At 60.8% G+C, this 14,540-nt stretch carries 17 protein-coding genes; 9 read left to right on the forward strand and 8 right to left on the reverse strand.

Going from position 1 to position 14,540, the window contains the following annotated elements; all coding sequences use genetic code 11:
* Positions 1-9 precede the first annotated feature (9 nt).
* From A3AY_RS0133325 to A3AY_RS39555, 5 genes are all read right to left on the reverse strand, one after another.
* Positions 10-204 (reverse strand): hypothetical protein, encoded by a 195-nt coding sequence (locus tag A3AY_RS0133325; protein ID WP_018329998.1) that lies wholly within the window; start codon positions 202-204, stop codon positions 10-12.
* Positions 205-327: 123 nt separating this feature from the next.
* On the reverse strand, positions 328-711 hold the full coding sequence (gene copM / locus A3AY_RS0133330; protein ID WP_026204094.1) for a CopM family metallochaperone: 384 nt from the start codon (positions 709-711) through the stop codon (positions 328-330).
* A gap of 53 nt (positions 712-764) precedes the next feature.
* On the reverse strand, positions 765-1,166 hold the full coding sequence (locus A3AY_RS0133335; RefSeq protein ID WP_018330000.1) for a hypothetical protein: 402 nt from the start codon (positions 1,164-1,166) through the stop codon (positions 765-767).
* A 36-nt stretch (positions 1,167-1,202) separates the two neighbouring features.
* Positions 1,203-1,619, reverse strand: a complete 417-nt coding sequence (locus tag A3AY_RS0133340) for a hypothetical protein (protein ID WP_018330001.1) — start codon at positions 1,617-1,619, stop codon at positions 1,203-1,205.
* Positions 1,607-1,840: a hypothetical protein gene (locus A3AY_RS39555; RefSeq protein ID WP_154663369.1), complete on the reverse strand. Its 234-nt coding sequence runs from the start codon at positions 1,838-1,840 to the stop codon at positions 1,607-1,609. Before A3AY_RS39555 ends, A3AY_RS0133340 begins: the two co-directional genes overlap by 13 nt.
* 61 nt (positions 1,841-1,901) lie before the next feature.
* On the opposite strand from A3AY_RS39555, the gene A3AY_RS36860 reads away from it, so the two are divergent.
* The 7 genes from A3AY_RS36860 (at position 1,902) to A3AY_RS0133380 (ending at position 8,817) form a co-directional block, all read left to right on the forward strand.
* Positions 1,902-2,531, forward strand: a complete 630-nt coding sequence (locus A3AY_RS36860; protein WP_018330003.1) for a helix-turn-helix domain-containing protein — start codon at positions 1,902-1,904, stop codon at positions 2,529-2,531.
* A gap of 125 nt (positions 2,532-2,656) precedes the next feature.
* The gene (hisS, locus tag A3AY_RS0133355; protein WP_018330004.1) at positions 2,657-4,183 is read left to right on the forward strand and encodes a histidine--tRNA ligase; all 1,527 of its coding nucleotides are present in this window, start codon (positions 2,657-2,659) and stop codon (positions 4,181-4,183) included.
* Between the two features lie 196 nt (positions 4,184-4,379).
* On the forward strand, positions 4,380-4,751 hold the full coding sequence (locus A3AY_RS0133360; protein WP_018330005.1) for a VOC family protein: 372 nt from the start codon (positions 4,380-4,382) through the stop codon (positions 4,749-4,751).
* 18 nt (positions 4,752-4,769) lie between these two features.
* A complete protein-coding gene (locus A3AY_RS0133365) occupies positions 4,770-5,909 on the forward strand; it encodes an ATP phosphoribosyltransferase regulatory subunit (RefSeq protein ID WP_018330006.1) in 1,140 nt (379 codons plus the stop codon).
* On the forward strand, positions 5,906-6,604 hold the full coding sequence (gene hisG / locus A3AY_RS0133370; RefSeq protein WP_018330007.1) for an ATP phosphoribosyltransferase: 699 nt from the start codon (positions 5,906-5,908) through the stop codon (positions 6,602-6,604). Before A3AY_RS0133365 ends, hisG begins: the two co-directional genes overlap by 4 nt.
* Positions 6,605-6,771: 167 nt before the next feature.
* Positions 6,772-7,479, forward strand: a complete 708-nt coding sequence (locus A3AY_RS0133375; RefSeq protein ID WP_018330008.1) for a glutathione binding-like protein — start codon at positions 6,772-6,774, stop codon at positions 7,477-7,479.
* A 120-nt stretch (positions 7,480-7,599) separates the two neighbouring features.
* Positions 7,600-8,817 (forward strand): NAD(P)/FAD-dependent oxidoreductase, encoded by a 1,218-nt coding sequence (locus tag A3AY_RS0133380; protein WP_018330009.1) that lies wholly within the window; start codon positions 7,600-7,602, stop codon positions 8,815-8,817.
* Positions 8,818-8,827: 10 nt separating this feature from the next.
* Here the strand turns inward: A3AY_RS0133380 and A3AY_RS0133385 are convergent, their stop codons facing one another.
* The 3 genes from A3AY_RS0133385 to groES all read right to left on the reverse strand — a co-directional run bounded on the left by A3AY_RS0133385 (position 8,828) and on the right by groES (position 12,001).
* Positions 8,828-9,277 carry a hypothetical protein gene (locus A3AY_RS0133385; RefSeq protein ID WP_018330010.1) on the reverse strand — a complete coding sequence of 150 codons (450 nt, stop codon included), beginning with the start codon at positions 9,275-9,277 and terminating at the stop codon, positions 8,828-8,830.
* A 717-nt stretch (positions 9,278-9,994) separates the two neighbouring features.
* Positions 9,995-11,638 (reverse strand): chaperonin GroEL, encoded by a 1,644-nt coding sequence (gene groL / locus A3AY_RS0133390; RefSeq protein ID WP_018330011.1) that lies wholly within the window; start codon positions 11,636-11,638, stop codon positions 9,995-9,997.
* 66 nt (positions 11,639-11,704) lie between these two features.
* Entirely contained in the window at positions 11,705-12,001 is a 297-nt protein-coding gene (gene groES / locus A3AY_RS0133395; RefSeq protein WP_018330012.1) for a co-chaperone GroES, read from the reverse strand.
* Positions 12,002-12,280: 279 nt separating this feature from the next.
* Between groES and A3AY_RS0133400 the strand changes: the two genes are divergently transcribed.
* Both A3AY_RS0133400 and chrA read left to right on the forward strand, forming a co-directional pair.
* Entirely contained in the window at positions 12,281-13,114 is an 834-nt protein-coding gene (locus tag A3AY_RS0133400; protein WP_018330013.1) for a chromate resistance protein ChrB domain-containing protein, read from the forward strand.
* Positions 13,107-14,471 (forward strand): chromate efflux transporter, encoded by a 1,365-nt coding sequence (gene chrA / locus A3AY_RS0133405; protein ID WP_018330014.1) that lies wholly within the window; start codon positions 13,107-13,109, stop codon positions 14,469-14,471. The genes A3AY_RS0133400 and chrA overlap by 8 nt, the downstream gene beginning before the upstream one ends.
* Positions 14,472-14,540: the final 69 nt, after the last annotated feature.

Here is a 14,540-nt window from a genome sequence, read left to right on the forward strand (position 1 = left end):
GTCCGATCGTCAGTGCAGGCGGGCCGTCGGTCTGTTGTTCATATAAAGAAGAACCGCGCCGAAGATGACCAGCATGGCGCCGATCACCAGCCATTCCTTGTTGTCCGACATCGGACTGCCAGTAATGATATTGGAACCTTGCAGCATCCAGAGGCCGCCGAGCAATATGACGAAGATGCCGGCAATATTCTTGAATATCTTCATGATGTCCTCCCACACCCTGACAGAATTATGTGCCTGTCATTGTCTCCGGTCAACGTGGGGCGAAAAGAGGTGTTGCGCAGACGCCGGAGACAAACTCCGGCGCCGCTCTTTATGGATGGAGGATCAGCCGCCGTTCCTGGCGAGCCATTCCTTCATCATCCTGATCTCCGCTTCCTGGGCGGAAATGATGTCTTCGGCGAGTTTGCGTAAACGGGCATCCTTGCCGTATTCAAGCTCGATCTTCGCCATGTCGATCGCCCCCTGGTGATGGGCGATCATGCCGCGCACGAAGTCGGCATCGGTATTGCCGGTAAAGGTGATGTCCATCCCTTCATGCATCTTCGCATTGGCCGCAGCAAAGGCCTTGCTCGACGGACCCGTATCGCCCTTCGGCTCGCTCACCTGCATGGAGCCGTGGTCCATCTTGCTGTGGTCCATCTCCTGCGCGGCGACGGGGGCAGTGAAGGTTAGGGCCAGCGCAGCGGCCATGAGGTATCTCGGAGACATTTTGTGCTCTCTTTCGTTTCTGAAAAATCGTAGATGCGGAGTTGCCTCCGCGTTCAAGAAGCCGAGAGCAATGTCTTGGGAGGAGGGAACTGCGGTTCGAGGGCGGTTGCCTGCAGCGGCTTCTGCGGCCGCGGGCGGATCGCCGAGCCGGGAGGCTCGGCCCTGCCGAGATCAGGCGTGTCGAGAACGACGGCGAAACAGGCCGCGCAGAGCAGCGGATGCACCGTCTGCGGATGATGATCGCAGTTGTTCGCTTTGGGCGCGCAGTGATCCAGGCCAGGGGATGCAGAGGCGCCGTGGTCCGCGGATGCGCGGGTATGATGCATCGTCACCATGCCGCCCAGATCCTGCACCCGGGCGAGCGAAGCCGTCCAGCCGCTGATCAGGGCACAGAAAAGGGCTGTGATGAGAAGGATGGCGCGCATGACGTGAAGATAGGAGTGTGGCCGACCCATGAAAAGACCCGTGGATCGCGCTTTCTGAAAAGACCGTTAGCCGCCGGCCGGTGCGAAGGCGAAGATGCCCTGCATGCGCCCGCCGGCCGGTGGAGCGCCCAGGGTCGAGGTGCCGACGCAAAAGACCGGCGTCGTGGCGCCACTCTCTTCCTGCAGCGTCGTGCAGAAACAGAAGGAGGATGCCGCAGCGGTGGCCTCTTCGAGGATGTTGAGCACTGTCTTGTGATGATCCTCGTGGTAGTTGCGGATGATGTCCAGCAATCCGCAGAGCGTGTCGCCAAGGCCATGTCGCGTCCTGGTGGTTTCGCCGATGGCGAAGATGCCGGTCGAAAGGTCGCAATGCCATCTTTCGATAAGATAGTTCCGTCCTACCAGTGTCTGGGCCCATTCTTCGTGGGCGCGGCTGTCTTCGGGCAGGATCGTGCCGAATCCCGGTTTCATCAACTGCAGCATGCCGTCTTCCGCTCCTTGCTGTCCCGCCGCACGGACAGCTTTTGCAAAAACGAGACAGTTTTTGCCATTAAGCTGGTCGCGCCGCGAAACAGGGCTTTACCCGCCGGGAAAAAAGAATTGTTCTTGTCTCTCATCGCTCCGTCGCAGCCTTGCGTGAAACGTCCCCATGAAATTGAAAATAATGCACAAAAACCGCAACTTAAATGCCAAGGATTGATCATTTGCTAACCTCTTGGTTTTGATCAGGCGCATCACGCAATCCTGGATTTCGGAAAACACCACATGTCGACATTTTTGATTCAGGGCGAGTTGGTCAGGCAGCTTCGGGACTACCGGCTGAAGGCGGGCCTGAGCCAGAGCGATATCGCCTGGAAGCTTGGGTTTTCCCTGCCGACGGTTTCGCGCTGGGAGCGCGGCATTTCGACGCCTGACCTGCGCGCCACCGGCGCGATCGTCGATTTCCTGCGCCGCGCCGATGTCTATGCCGGAAACGTGCTGTTGCGGTCGATCGTCAATGCGCGTGACAGCCGCAACCTCTGGGAAGGCGAGGATATCCGCTATCTCGCCGGCTCGCGGCAGGAATTTGCCGAAACGCCGCAGATGCGGGCCATGATCGGCAACAGCATCCGCCGCTACATGACCGGGCTCTACCATGACTTCATCGAGGATCGCGCCATCGTCTCCAGTCTCAAGGCGGGCGACCTTGCCAGCATCGATTTCTACGGCGGGGCCTCGATGTCGGTGACGACCATTCCCGACGGCTTCGTGCAGTTCAAGCGGATCAGCTTCCAGTCGGAGTTGAAGGGCGTCATCCGTGGCGACACTCATTCGATCCTCATCCCGCAGGCCGAGGCGCCGATGGCCGAGGGCGCGGTGGTCCATAACTGGGATACGCTGTCGCTGCCGGTTTAGCCCGCGCAAAGCCGCGCAGAGACTTGCCGCCTTGGCCCTGATCGGATAGGGAAAGCGCCAATTCCCCTGACCGATTAAAATGACCGATCAACCCATGACCGGTCGACGCTGAAAGTGCGGACCCCATGAACGACAAGAAGAAGAAGCCCCAGAAGCTGAGAGCCCGCCTGCCGCGCGGCTTCGTCGATCGCTCCGCCGCCGATATCCGCGCCGTCGACGAGATGACCGGCAAGATCCGCGAAGTCTACGAGCGCTACGGCTTCGACCCGGTCGAAACGCCGCTGTTCGAATATACCGATGCGCTGGGCAAATTCCTGCCAGACGCCGACCGCCCGAACGAAGGCGTCTTCTCGCTGCAGGATGACGACGAGCAGTGGATGAGCGCGCGCTACGACCTGACCGCGCCGCTTGCCCGTCACGTCGCGGAAAACTTCAACGACATCCAGCTGCCCTACCGCACCTACCGCGCCGGCTACGTCTTCCGCAACGAGAAGCCGGGTCCGGGCCGCTTCCGCCAGTTCATGCAGTTCGATGCCGACACGGTCGGCGCGGCCGGCGTCCAGGCGGATGCCGAAATGTGCATGATGATGGCCGACACGATGGAGGCGCTCGGGATTGCGCGCGGGGACTATGTGATCCGGGTCAACAACAGGAAGCTCTTAGATGGCGTACTGGAGATTATAGGTTTAGGAGGCGATGAGAATATTGATCGTCGCCTTTCAGTACTTCGTGCGATGGACAAGCTTGATAAATTTGGGATTGAGGGCGTTCGACTTCTACTTGGTCCTGGTCGCAAAGATGAGAGTGGAGATTTTACGAAGGGGACGGGGCTAGATGCTCCGCGTGTTGACCGGATTGTTGAGCTCTTAGAGGCGACCAAAGATTCGCCTCAGGCTACTCTGGACGCAATCAGCGCGTTGGCGGGCGGCAACGCGACTGCCGAGCAGGGTTTCAATGAGCTTGATGCGATAGCGAGCCTCATTATCGCCGCAGGCTACACCGATCGGATTTTCATTGCGCCTTCTGTAGTGCGCGGCCTTGAATATTACACGGGCCCGGTCTTCGAGGCCGAACTCACTTTCGCGGTCACCAACGAAAAGGGCGAAAAGGTCGTCTTCGGCTCGGTCGGCGGCGGCGGGCGTTATGATGGCCTCGTCTCGCGCTTCATGGGCCAGCCGGTTCCGGCGACGGGTTTCTCCATCGGCGTCTCGCGCCTGATGACGGCGCTGAAGAACCTCGGCAAGCTCGGCATGGAAGAGGTGATCGCCCCGGTCGTCGTCTGCGTCATGGACCGCGACACGGAAAGCCTCGGCAAGTACCAGCAGTTCACCCAACAACTGCGCCATGCCGGCATCCGCGCCGAAATGTATCAGGGCAACAAGAAGAATTTCGGCGACCAGCTGAAATATGCCGACCGCCGCGGCTCGCCGCTCGCCATCATCCAGGGCGGCGACGAACGCGCGCAGGGCGTGGTGCAGATCAAGGACCTGATCGAGGGCAAGCGCTTGTCAGGCGAGATCGAGGACAATGTGGCATGGCGCGAGGCCCGCGTGGCGCAGGTTTCCGTGCCGGAGGCCGATCTCGTCGCCAAGGTGCGCGAGATGCTGGCGGCGCAGGCCGAGGATCGGGCGCGGGTCAACAGGGGCGCCTGAGTTTGACGAGAGTTTACCCCCCTCTGTCACTGCGTGACATCTCCCCCACAAGGGGGGAGATCGGCATTTTCCCCCGTCAGGCGCTTGATCGAGGTCAGGGACGCGAAAGTGGTTTGGCTGATCTCCCCCCTTGTGGGGGAGATGTCGGCGTCGCCGACAGAGGGGGGTTCGAAGCCTCCGCGCAAACAGATCGCCCATGGTAACGCTCCTGTCCATCCATCATGTCCAGCTTGCCATGCCGGCCGGCGGCGAGGATCAGGCTCGTGCCTTTTATGCCGGTCTGCTTGGCATTCCGGAACGGGCGAAACCCGCCAATCTGGCGAAACGCGGTGGCTGCTGGTTCGAAGCAGGCGCGCTGAAGGTCCATCTGGGTGTCGATGCAGACTTTCGTGCTGCGCTCAAGGCTCATCCGGCCTTTCTTGTCGACGATGTGGGATTTCTGGCGAAAAAGCTCAAGGCCGCAGGCTGCCGGGTTGTTGAAGATGAGCCGCTGGAAGGATATGAGCGGGTCTATGTCCATGATCCGTTCGGCAACCGCATCGAACTGATCCAACCATCGGTCCCTTGAAAGGAAAACTGTCGGCTCATGCCCCTGATCAACCTCCCAGCCTTTGCTGCCGATCTGCTGGCCGATTTCGAGCGGCTGGGAACGTTGCGCGTCGATACGCCGGTTATTCAGCCGGCCGAGCCGTTTCTCGACATGGCCGGCGAAGACCTGCGTCGGCGCATCTTCATGACGGAGAGTGAGACAGGGAAAAGCCTCTGCCTGCGTCCCGAGTTCACCATTCCCGTCTGCCTGCGCCACATCGAGACGGCGACCGGCACGCCGCAGCGTTATTCCTATCTCGGCGAGATTTTCCGCCAGCGGCGGGAAGGCGCCAACGAATTCTATCAGGCCGGCATCGAGGACCTGGGCGAGACCGATGTGGCCGGCGCCGATGCCCGTGCGATCAGCGATGCCATCACGATCCTCGCGGCACGGCTGCCGGGCCGGCACCTCAAGGTGACGCTCGGCGACCAGTCGGTCTTCGAAGCGGTGGTCGCCGCCTGCGGCCTTCCCGCCGGCTGGCAGAAACGGCTGATCCACGCCTTCGGCAATTCCGCCCAGATCGATGCGTTGCTGACGCGGATTTCAAGCCCGCAGCCGGTGGCGGGCCTCAGTCCGCAGATCGAGGCACTGCTTGCGTCGGGCGATGACGCGACGCTGATCGCCCATCTCGACGAGACCATGGAAGCGACCGGCTATTCCACCAATGCCAGCCGCAGCCCGAAGGAGATTGCCGCAAGGCTGAAGGAAAAGCGGGCGCTGGAAAAGACCGCGCTCGATGGTCGCACGCTCGGCCTCCTACGGGAATTCCTGTCGCTCAGCATACCGCTTGCCGAAGCACCGGCGGCGCTGTTTGCTTTTGCGGCAAAATCCGGCCTGGCGCTGGACGGCGCCCTGTCGCGCTTCGATGCGCGCGTGGCGGCGCTCGGCAATGCCGGCGTCGATCCGGGGCTTCTGACCTACCGCGCCGCCTTTGGCCGGCCGCTCGATTATTATACCGGCCTCGTCTTCGAGATCGTCATCGACGGTTCCTCGGCGGTTCTCGCCGGTGGCGGCCGCTTCGACCGGCTGATGACGCTGCTCGGCGCCAGGGAGCGCATTCCGGCCGTCGGCTTCGCGCTCTGGCTCGACCGGATCGAACAGGCACTGGCGCCGCGAGACAGGGAGGCCGCCCGATGACCATCACCATCGCTCTGCCCTCCAAGGGCCGGATGAAGGACGACGCCTCCGCCATCTTCGAGAAAGCCGGCATGAAGATCGTCGCCGTCGGCAACGAGCGCTCCTATCGCGGTCGCGTCGAAGGTCTGGATGACGTCGAGATCGCCTTCCTCTCGGCCTCCGAAATCTCCCGCGAGATCGGCAACGGCTCGATCGATTTCGGCGTCACCGGCGAAGACCTGATCCGCGAGGGGCTTGCGGAGGCCGACGCCCGCGTCGAATTCTGCGCCCGGCTCGGTTTCGGCCATGCCGATGTCGTCGTCGCCGTCCCGGAAATCTGGCTCGATGTCGATACCATGGCCGATCTCGGCGACGTCGCCGCCGATTTCCGTGCGCGTCACGGGCGGCGGCTGGCGATTGCCACGAAATACTGGCGGCTGACGCAGCAGTTCTTCTCCGCAAAGCACGGCATCCAGCTCTACCGCATCGTCGAAAGCTTGGGCGCCACCGAAGGTGCGCCCGCTTCCGGCTCGGCCGATATCATCGTCGACATCACCTCGACGGGGTCGACCCTCAAAGCCAACCACCTGAAAATCCTGTCGGACGGCATCATCCTCAAATCCGAGGCGTGCCTCGTGCGGGCGCGCAAGGCGGAGCACGAGGGCGATGCGCTGGTGGCGAGGATTATCGAAGCGGTGAACGGTGCCCTCGCATAGGGCTCGTGCCCTTCTGTCGAAAGCTCATCGCACGCGTTATCTGCAGAGCAGGATAACAAGCCACCATCCACGCGCCGGTTGAAAAAACGCAACCAAAATAAGCGCGCCCGCCTGACATTTTGAACACGGCTATCCTACATAGGGGCTCCCATTTCACGGAGTCCCGTATGTCCGATCTCACCGCTTTCCCGATCACCAGCCGCTGGCCCGCCAAAAATCCCGATATCATCCAGCTTTATTCGCTGCCGACGCCGAATGGAGTGAAGGTTTCCATCGCCCTGGAAGAGCTTGGTCTTGCCTACGAGGCGCACCGGATCGATTTCGGCAACAACGACCAGAAGTCGCCGGAATTCCTTTCCCTCAATCCGAACGGCCGCATCCCGGCGATCATCGATCCCAACGGCCCGGACGGCAAGCCGATCGGCCTGTTCGAGTCCGGCGCCATTCTCGTCTATCTCGCCGAGAAGACCGGCAAATTGATCCCGACCGGTGCTGCCGCTCGCTACGAGACGCTTTGCTGGGTGATGTTCCAGATGGGCGGTGTCGGGCCGATGTTTGGCCAGTTCGGTCACTTCTTCAAATTCGCCGCCGATAAAGTCGCCAACAATTCCTATCCGATGGAGCGCTACCGGGATGAAGCCAAGCGGCTTCTCAGTGTTCTGGAAAGCCGCCTGGAGGGCCGCCAGTGGCTGATGGGCGATGACTATACCATCGCCGATATCGCCACCTATCCCTGGATAGAGGGTGCCCGCAAGTTCTATGGCGGTGCCGATGTCCTCGAATATGCGCGCTTCCCGAATGTCATGGCCTGGGTTGATCGCGGCCTCGGCCGCCCGGCGGCACAGAGGGGCATCGAAATCCCGACGCGCGATTAACCGCATCTTTCCCTCCCGTCCGCCCCGCCGGCAAGGCCGATGCGACCAGCGCGGTTGACGTGGCTTGGGCGGACGGGCTACGTCTCGGGAAAACACGCTTTCTCGACGGGTGGAACAAACGTGGCAGGTAGACTTGTTGTTGCAGGCGGCGGTCAAGCCGCCTTTGCTTTGGTGGCGAAGCTTCGGGCCCTGAAGGATGAGCGTCCGGTGACGATTGTTGCGGCGGAAGCAAGCTACCCCTATCAGCGGCCGCCTTTGTCAAAGAAATATCTGCTGCGCGAAATGACCCTTGACCGGCTGCTATACCGGCCCGAGAGCTGGTACGGCGAGCATGATGTCGATGTCCGGCTTTCAACGACCGTCACAGCCATCGACCGCGCCGCTAAGACCGTGACGCTGAGCGACGGCTCGAAGGTCGACTATGATGTGCTGGCCCTTGCCACGGGCTCGACCCCGCGGCGACTGCCGGCCGGCGTCGGCGGCGATCTCGACGGGGTCTTCGTCGTGCGCGATTTCACCGATGCCGACCGCCTGGCGGAGGAGTTGAAGCCCGGCCGGCATGCCCTGATCATCGGGGGCGGTTATATCGGCCTGGAGGCGGCCGCCGTCGCGCGCTCGAGCGGGCTTGACGTCACCGTCATCGAGATGGCCGATCGCATCCTGCAGCGCGTTGCCTCGGCAGCAACCGCCAATCTGGTGCGCGACATCCACAAGGCGCACGGCGTTGATATTCGCGAGGGCACCGGGCTTGTCCGGTTGACCGGCGAGAATGGACATGTGACCGCTGCAGAATTAACCGATGGCTCGACGATCCCGGTGGATCTGGTGATCGTCGGTATCGGCGTGACCGCCAATGACGTGCTCGCCCATGACGCGGGCCTCGAGGTCGCCAATGGCATTGTCGTCGATCAATTCTCGCGTACGTCCGATCCCGCCATTTACGCCATGGGTGACTGTGCGGTTCTGCCGTGGAAGGATATGCGAATCCGGCTTGAATCGGTCCAGAACGCGGTCGATCAGGCGGAGGCGGTGGCGGCGCTGCTTGCCGGCGGCGAGGCCCCCTATCATCCGAACCCCTGGTTCTGGTCCGACCAGTACGACGTCAAGCTGCAGATCGCCGGCTTCGGCCTCGGTCACGACAAAACCATCGTGCGCAAAGGCCAGCGTGAGGGCAGCGTCTCTGTGTGGTACTTCATGCAGGGCAAGCTGATTGCCGTTGATGCGCTCAATGATGCGAAGGCCTATGTGACGGGCAAGAAGCTTCTCGAGCAGGGGCTGACGCCTGACCGCGCCGTTCTCGAAAATCCGCAAGCTGATCTGAAAACGCTGCTGGCGTGAACCGCGGCCGCTATTGATGATGGCTGCAAATCCGGCTCCCGGTTTCCAGCTGGAAGCGGGGAAAGCAGAAGACGCCGAGCAGGGATCCGGAACAGCGCTGTTCCAGCCCGCTTGATTCGCCGACGCAGAACACGGGTCGTCTCTGGCCGGATGCCAGGACGATGGTGGTCGAGAAGCAGAAGGACGAGGATGTTGCGGCCGCCTGTTCGAAAAGCCGTAGAACGTGATCGCGGTCGGCGCCGTCATAACAGCGCACGAGATTAAGCAGGCCACATTCGGGCTGACGCAAGCCGTGCATCGCCGCAGCGTTTTCTCCCAGCCGCAACAAGCCGCTTGAGAGATTGCCGAGCCATCCCTCAGAGAAGCAGAACTGGCTCAGCAATTCCTGCCCGCTTTCGCCAAGGGTGAAGGAAACTGCGTCGGGAAACGGCGAAGGAGCCCTTCTTGCGATCTTAAACAAGGGCGACCCCGAAATATGCGCAAAGTCTGAAATTCATTCGCCTATTCCCATCAAGGGTTCGAAAGAAACAATTTCTATTTGCAAGCAAGTATCAGGGGCGCGGCAAATATGTTTGCCGATCCTGTAATCTATAGCTGATGCAAAGTTCAAATTTCAAGTCCTGTCCGGTGTTCGTACAGGAAAAAATAAAGTTTACGCGATGGAAATCAATTTGTATTATAATTGAAGATAAAATATGTGCCGCTCACAAGGATAATACGAAAAAAATGTACGATCCTGTTGTCGATATTTCTAAATATTACACGCAAGTGAATCTTGGTTCACTTTTTGCGCAGTTATAATTGCTTTTACTTTAACTTCAATCGTCTTCCCGCAAATATTTTGCCGCCCGGGAGTGGATATTTCCGATTGCAAGACATTTCCGTGAATGCAATCAGAACATGATTCGCACACCTTTAGGCAATGGTAAAATGCCGTAGATGCTGACCTTTCTTGGGGGCTTCGATCAACTTTTGTATCCCGATCAAAAAAAGGGCGGACCTTGCGGCCCGCCCTCTCTCATCCGGAAAACCCGGAAAGGTCGTCACTCGTGATAAGGCAGACGCCTTATCACATCATGCCGCCCATGCCGCCACTTCAGCGCGCTTGACGCGCTGAAGCACTTTGGATCATGGGCGAAGCTGCATGGTCGTCATTGGTGATAAGGCAGACGCCTTATCACATCATGCCGCCCATGCCGCCCATGCCGCCCATGTCGGGCATGCCGCCGCCAGCAGATTCCTTCTTCGGAAGCTCGGCGATCATGGCTTCGGTCGTGACGAGCAGGCCGGCAACCGAGGCTGCGTTCTGCAGAGCGGTGCGGACGACCTTGACCGGATCGACGATACCCATGGCGATCATGTCGCCATATTCGCCGGTCTGGGCGTTGTAGCCGAAGTTGTCGGTGTTGCTTTCGAGGATCTTGCCAACAACGATCGAACCTTCGTCACCGGCGTTCTCAGCGATCTGGCGGACCAGCGACTGCAGCGCCTTGCGGACGATGTTGATGCCGGCCGTCTGGTCGTCGTTTGCGCCCTTGATGTTGAGAACGATCGAAGCACGCAGCAGAGCGGTACCACCGCCCGGAACGATACCTTCCTGAACGGCAGCGCGCGTTGCGTTGAGCGCGTCGTCGATACGGTCCTTCTTTTCCTTGACTTCGATTTCGGTTGCACCGCCGACGCGGATGACGGCAACGCCGCCAGCGAGCTTGGCAAGGCGTTCCTGCAGCTTTTCGCGGTCGTAGTCGGAGGTGGTTTCCTCGATCTGGCCCTTGATCTGGGCAACGCGGCCTTCGATCTCGGATTTCTGGCCGTGGCCGTCAACGATCGTGGTGTTTTCCTTCGAGATCGAAACCTTCTTCGCACGGCCGAGCATGTCGAGCGTGACGTTTTCGAGCTTGATGCCGATGTCTTCGGAGATGACCTGGCCACCGGTCAGGATCGCGATGTCTTCCAGCATGGCCTTGCGGCGATCGCCGAAGCCCGGGGCCTTGACGGCAGCGATCTTCAGGCCGCCACGCAGCTTGTTGACGACGAGGGTCGCAAGCGCTTCGCCTTCAACGTCTTCCGAGATGATGAGGAGCGGCTTGCCGGTCTGAACGACGGCTTCGAGAACCGGAAGCATGGCCTGCAGGTTGGAGAGCTTCTTCTCATGGAGAAGGATGTAGGCGTCTTCCAGCTCGGCAACCATCTTTTCCGGGTTGGTCACGAAGTAGGGCGACAGGTAGCCGCGGTCGAACTGCATGCCTTCGACGACTTCGAGTTCGGTGTCGGCGGTTTTGGCTTCTTCAACCGTGATGACGCCTTCATTGCCGACCTTCTGCATCGCGTCAGCGATGTACTGGCCGATTTCCTTTTCGCCGTTGGCGGAGATCGTGCCGACCTGGGCCACTTCTTCCGAAGTGTTGATCTTCTTGGCCTTGGCAACGATGTCCTTGACGATGGCGGTAACGGCGAGGTCGATGCCGCGCTTCAGGTCCATCGGGTTCATGCCGGCGGCAACGCCCTTGGCGCCTTCGCGAACGATGGCCTGAGCGAGAACCGTTGCAGTCGTGGTGCCGTCGCCGGCGATGTCGTTGGTCTTCGAAGCAACTTCGCGGACCATCTGTGCGCCCATGTTTTCGAACTTGTCTTCGAGTTCGATTTCCTTGGCGACGGAGACGCCGTCCTTGGTGATGCGCGGTGCGCCGAACGACTTGTCGATGATGACGTTACGGCCCTTCGGACCGAGCGTTACCTTCACTGCGTCAGCGAGGATGTCGACGCCGCGCAGCATCTTCTCGCGCGCGGTGCGGCCGAACTTGATTTCTTTGGCTGCCATTTTAAAAACTCCCGGGCTGATGCCCAATTGGTTTTATGGAATTGAAAGGAAGGGAACCGGCCAGGATCAGCCGATAACGCCCATGATGTCGGCTTCCTTCATGATCAGAAGGTCTTCGCCGTTGAGCTTGACTTCGGTGCCCGACCACTTGCCGAACAGGACGCGGTCGCCAGCCTTGACGTCGAGAGCGATGAGCGCGCCCTTGTCGTCACGGGTGCCGGTGCCGACGGCGACGATTTCGCCTTCCTGCGGCTTTTCCTTGGCGGTGTCCGGAATGATGATGCCGCCCTTGGTCTTGGCTTCAGACTCGACGCGGCGTACGACGACGCGGTCATGCAGAGGACGGAAATTGGTGGTTGTCATTGTCTAATCCCTCGATCAAATGACTTCACGGATCGTGAACCGACCCGATGGATGGATGTTAGCACTCCTGTTGCGTGAGTGCTAGCGACCCGGAGATAAGGATGGCTGCCGATTGAGTCAAGAATGGGCCGGCAAGAATCTTTGCAGCGGGAATTCGGCAGCGGGAATTTGGTTGACTCGGTTTCGGCTTTTTTGTCTAATTTCTGCATGGGGTTTGCGAATTGCCCCACGAGGCGTCATGCCATCACTTCGCGTCCAATCCCGAAAAGGACGTAAATCATGGCCTCGTATAATGCTATTTCCACCGAAAAGCTTCTCCGTCTGATCGGCACCCCCAAAGGGCCGGTCGTTATCGATGTGCGCGACGAGGAGGATTTCGCCGCGCAACCGCTTCTTCTGCCTGCGTCTTTCCGGCGCCCCTATGCCAGCGTGCAGCAGTGGGGTGCGGATTATCGCGGCCGCTGGGTCGTTGTCGTTTGCCAGAAAGGCAAAAAGCTCAGCGAAGGCGTCGCCGCCTGGCTGCGGAATGCCGGCGCCGAGGCGGAGACACTGGAAGGCGGGTTCGAAGCATGGCAGGCAGCAGGCCTGCCGCTCGTTCCGGTCGCGGCCCTGCCGGGTGAAAACGCCAATGGCGGAACGGTCTGGGTGACGCGCGCTCGCCCGAAGATCGATCGCATTGCCTGCCCCTGGCTGATCCGCCGCTTCGTCGATCCGGCGGCGACGTTTCTCTTCGTCGCGGCCCCGGAAGTCGAAGCCGTCGCAGATCGGTTCGGCGCGATGCCGTTCGACGTCGAAAATGTCTTCTGGAGCCACAGGGGCGAGGACTGCACCTTCGACGCGATGGTCAAGGAATTCGGTCTCACATTCCCCGCGCTTCAGCATCTCTCCCTGATTGTCCGCGCCGCCGATACCGACCGGCTCGGTCTCGTTCCCGAAGCCGCCGGTCTGCTCGCGGCATCGCTCGGCCTCTCGCGGATGTTTGCCGACGATCTGGAGCAACTGGAAGCGGGCATGACACTCTACGACGCCTTCTATCGCTGGGCGCGTGACGCCACGCAGGAAAAACACGAATGGGTGTCGCACGTCGCGAAAAAGGCCAAAAGCAATGAATGAAGCCGTTCAGGTTGAGGCTCCACCGGTGCATCCGACCTTCGCCGAGGCCGCCAGGGTCTGGGCGAAGATCGGCCTCTTGAGCTTCGGAGGCCCGGCGGGCCAGATCGCCCTGATGCACCGGGAGTTGGTGGAGGAGCGCCGCTGGATTTCCGAGAGCCGGTTTCTGCATGCGCTGAATTTCTGCATGCTCCTGCCAGGCCCCGAGGCGCAGCAGCTTGCCACCTATGTCGGCTGGCTGTTGCACGGCACGCGCGGCGGCATCGTCGCCGGCACGCTGTTTGTGTTGCCGGGTTTCTTCGTCATCCTTGGCCTCTCTTCGGCCTATGCACTGTTCCACGAGGCGGATTGGCTCGCCGCTCTGTTCTTCGGGTTGAAGGCGGCGGTGTTGGCGATCGTCGTGGAAGCGGTCATTCGGGTTGGCCGCCGGGCTTTGAGAAGCCGTTTTGCGGTGATCGTCGCGGCTCTGGCCTTCGCTGCACTTTTCTTCTTCGATCTGCCGTTTCCGCTGGTCGTACTGGCGGCCGGCGTGGCCGGCTTTATCTCATCCCATGCGCAATCGGCGGAAGGCAGGATCATGGCGGCGGCAAAGCAGGCCTTGGCAGACCAGCCCTCGGTCATCGACAGCAATTTCCCGGACGTCGTATCGTCCTGGAGCAGGGCGGTCCGCGTTCTCAGCGTCTGGCTGACGCTCTGGATCGCGCCGTTCGTCGTCGTCGGCGCAATCCTCGGTTTCGACAACGTCTATACGGCCATCGGCCTGTTCTTTTCCAAGATGGCCGTTGTCACCTTCGGCGGCGCCTATGCCGTGCTTGCCTACGTCGCCCAGCAGGCCGTCGAGACCTATCACTGGCTGCAGCCCGGTGAGATGCTCGATGGACTGGCGCTGGCCGAAACGACGCCGGGGCCGTTGGTGCTGGTGCTTTCCTTCGTCGGCTTCATGGCCGCGTTCCGCGCACCGCTCGGGCTCGACCCGCTCTGGGCCGGCCTGCTGGGAGCGACGCTTGCCACCTGGGTCACCTTCATTCCCTGCTTCCTGTGGATTTTCCTCGGCGCGCCCTATGTCGAGACCTTGCGCAACAACCGGGCGCTTTCGGGTGCGCTGGCGGCGATCTCGGCGGCGGTCACCGGCGTCATCCTCAATCTGGCGCTCTGGTTCGGGCTGCACGTCCTTTTTGCCGAGACGGGACGGTATGCGAGCGGTCCGCTTTCGATGCCGCTTCCCGCCTGGCAGACGTTTCAGCCTGCTGCCTTCCTGCTGACGCTGCTGGCGGCCCTGCTGCTCTTCAAGCTGAAACGCGGGATCGTGACCACGCTTGTGGTCTGTGCTGTCGCGGGCTGGCTGATCGGCAGCTTTTAGAAGGCCCGTTGGCTTCTGGCGGCCGATTCCTTGGGATTCGGTCGCCAATTTCCGCAAGGAGTCTTGTGT

This window comes from Rhizobium giardinii bv. giardinii H152 (assembly GCF_000379605.1).
Classification (GTDB): Bacteria; Pseudomonadota; Alphaproteobacteria; order Rhizobiales; family Rhizobiaceae; genus Pararhizobium; species Pararhizobium giardinii.

Excerpts from the sequence above, each read along its gene's own strand:
- A3AY_RS0133375 (WP_018330008.1), top strand. The coding sequence starts at position 6,772 with ATGTCCGATCTCACCGCTTTCCCGATCACCAGCCGCTGGCCCGCCAAA.
- copM (WP_026204094.1), bottom strand. The coding sequence starts at position 711 with ATGTCTCCGAGATACCTCATGGCCGCTGCGCTGGCCCTAACCTTCACT.
- hisS (WP_018330004.1), top strand. The coding sequence starts at position 2,657 with ATGAACGACAAGAAGAAGAAGCCCCAGAAGCTGAGAGCCCGCCTGCCG.
- A3AY_RS0133325 (WP_018329998.1), bottom strand. The coding sequence starts at position 204 with ATGAAGATATTCAAGAATATTGCCGGCATCTTCGTCATATTGCTCGGC.
- A3AY_RS0133365 (WP_018330006.1), top strand. The coding sequence starts at position 4,770 with ATGCCCCTGATCAACCTCCCAGCCTTTGCTGCCGATCTGCTGGCCGAT.
- hisG (WP_018330007.1), top strand. The coding sequence starts at position 5,906 with ATGACCATCACCATCGCTCTGCCCTCCAAGGGCCGGATGAAGGACGAC.
- A3AY_RS0133400 (WP_018330013.1), top strand. The coding sequence starts at position 12,281 with ATGGCCTCGTATAATGCTATTTCCACCGAAAAGCTTCTCCGTCTGATC.
- chrA (WP_018330014.1), top strand. The coding sequence starts at position 13,107 with ATGAATGAAGCCGTTCAGGTTGAGGCTCCACCGGTGCATCCGACCTTC.
- A3AY_RS36860 (WP_018330003.1), top strand. The coding sequence starts at position 1,902 with ATGTCGACATTTTTGATTCAGGGCGAGTTGGTCAGGCAGCTTCGGGAC.
- A3AY_RS0133335 (WP_018330000.1), bottom strand. The coding sequence starts at position 1,166 with ATGGGTCGGCCACACTCCTATCTTCACGTCATGCGCGCCATCCTTCTC.
- A3AY_RS0133340 (WP_018330001.1), bottom strand. The coding sequence starts at position 1,619 with ATGCTGCAGTTGATGAAACCGGGATTCGGCACGATCCTGCCCGAAGAC.
- groES (WP_018330012.1), bottom strand. The coding sequence starts at position 12,001 with ATGACAACCACCAATTTCCGTCCTCTGCATGACCGCGTCGTCGTACGC.
- A3AY_RS0133360 (WP_018330005.1), top strand. The coding sequence starts at position 4,380 with ATGGTAACGCTCCTGTCCATCCATCATGTCCAGCTTGCCATGCCGGCC.
- A3AY_RS39555 (WP_154663369.1), bottom strand. The coding sequence starts at position 1,840 with ATGATCAATCCTTGGCATTTAAGTTGCGGTTTTTGTGCATTATTTTCA.
- groL (WP_018330011.1), bottom strand. The coding sequence starts at position 11,638 with ATGGCAGCCAAAGAAATCAAGTTCGGCCGCACCGCGCGCGAGAAGATG.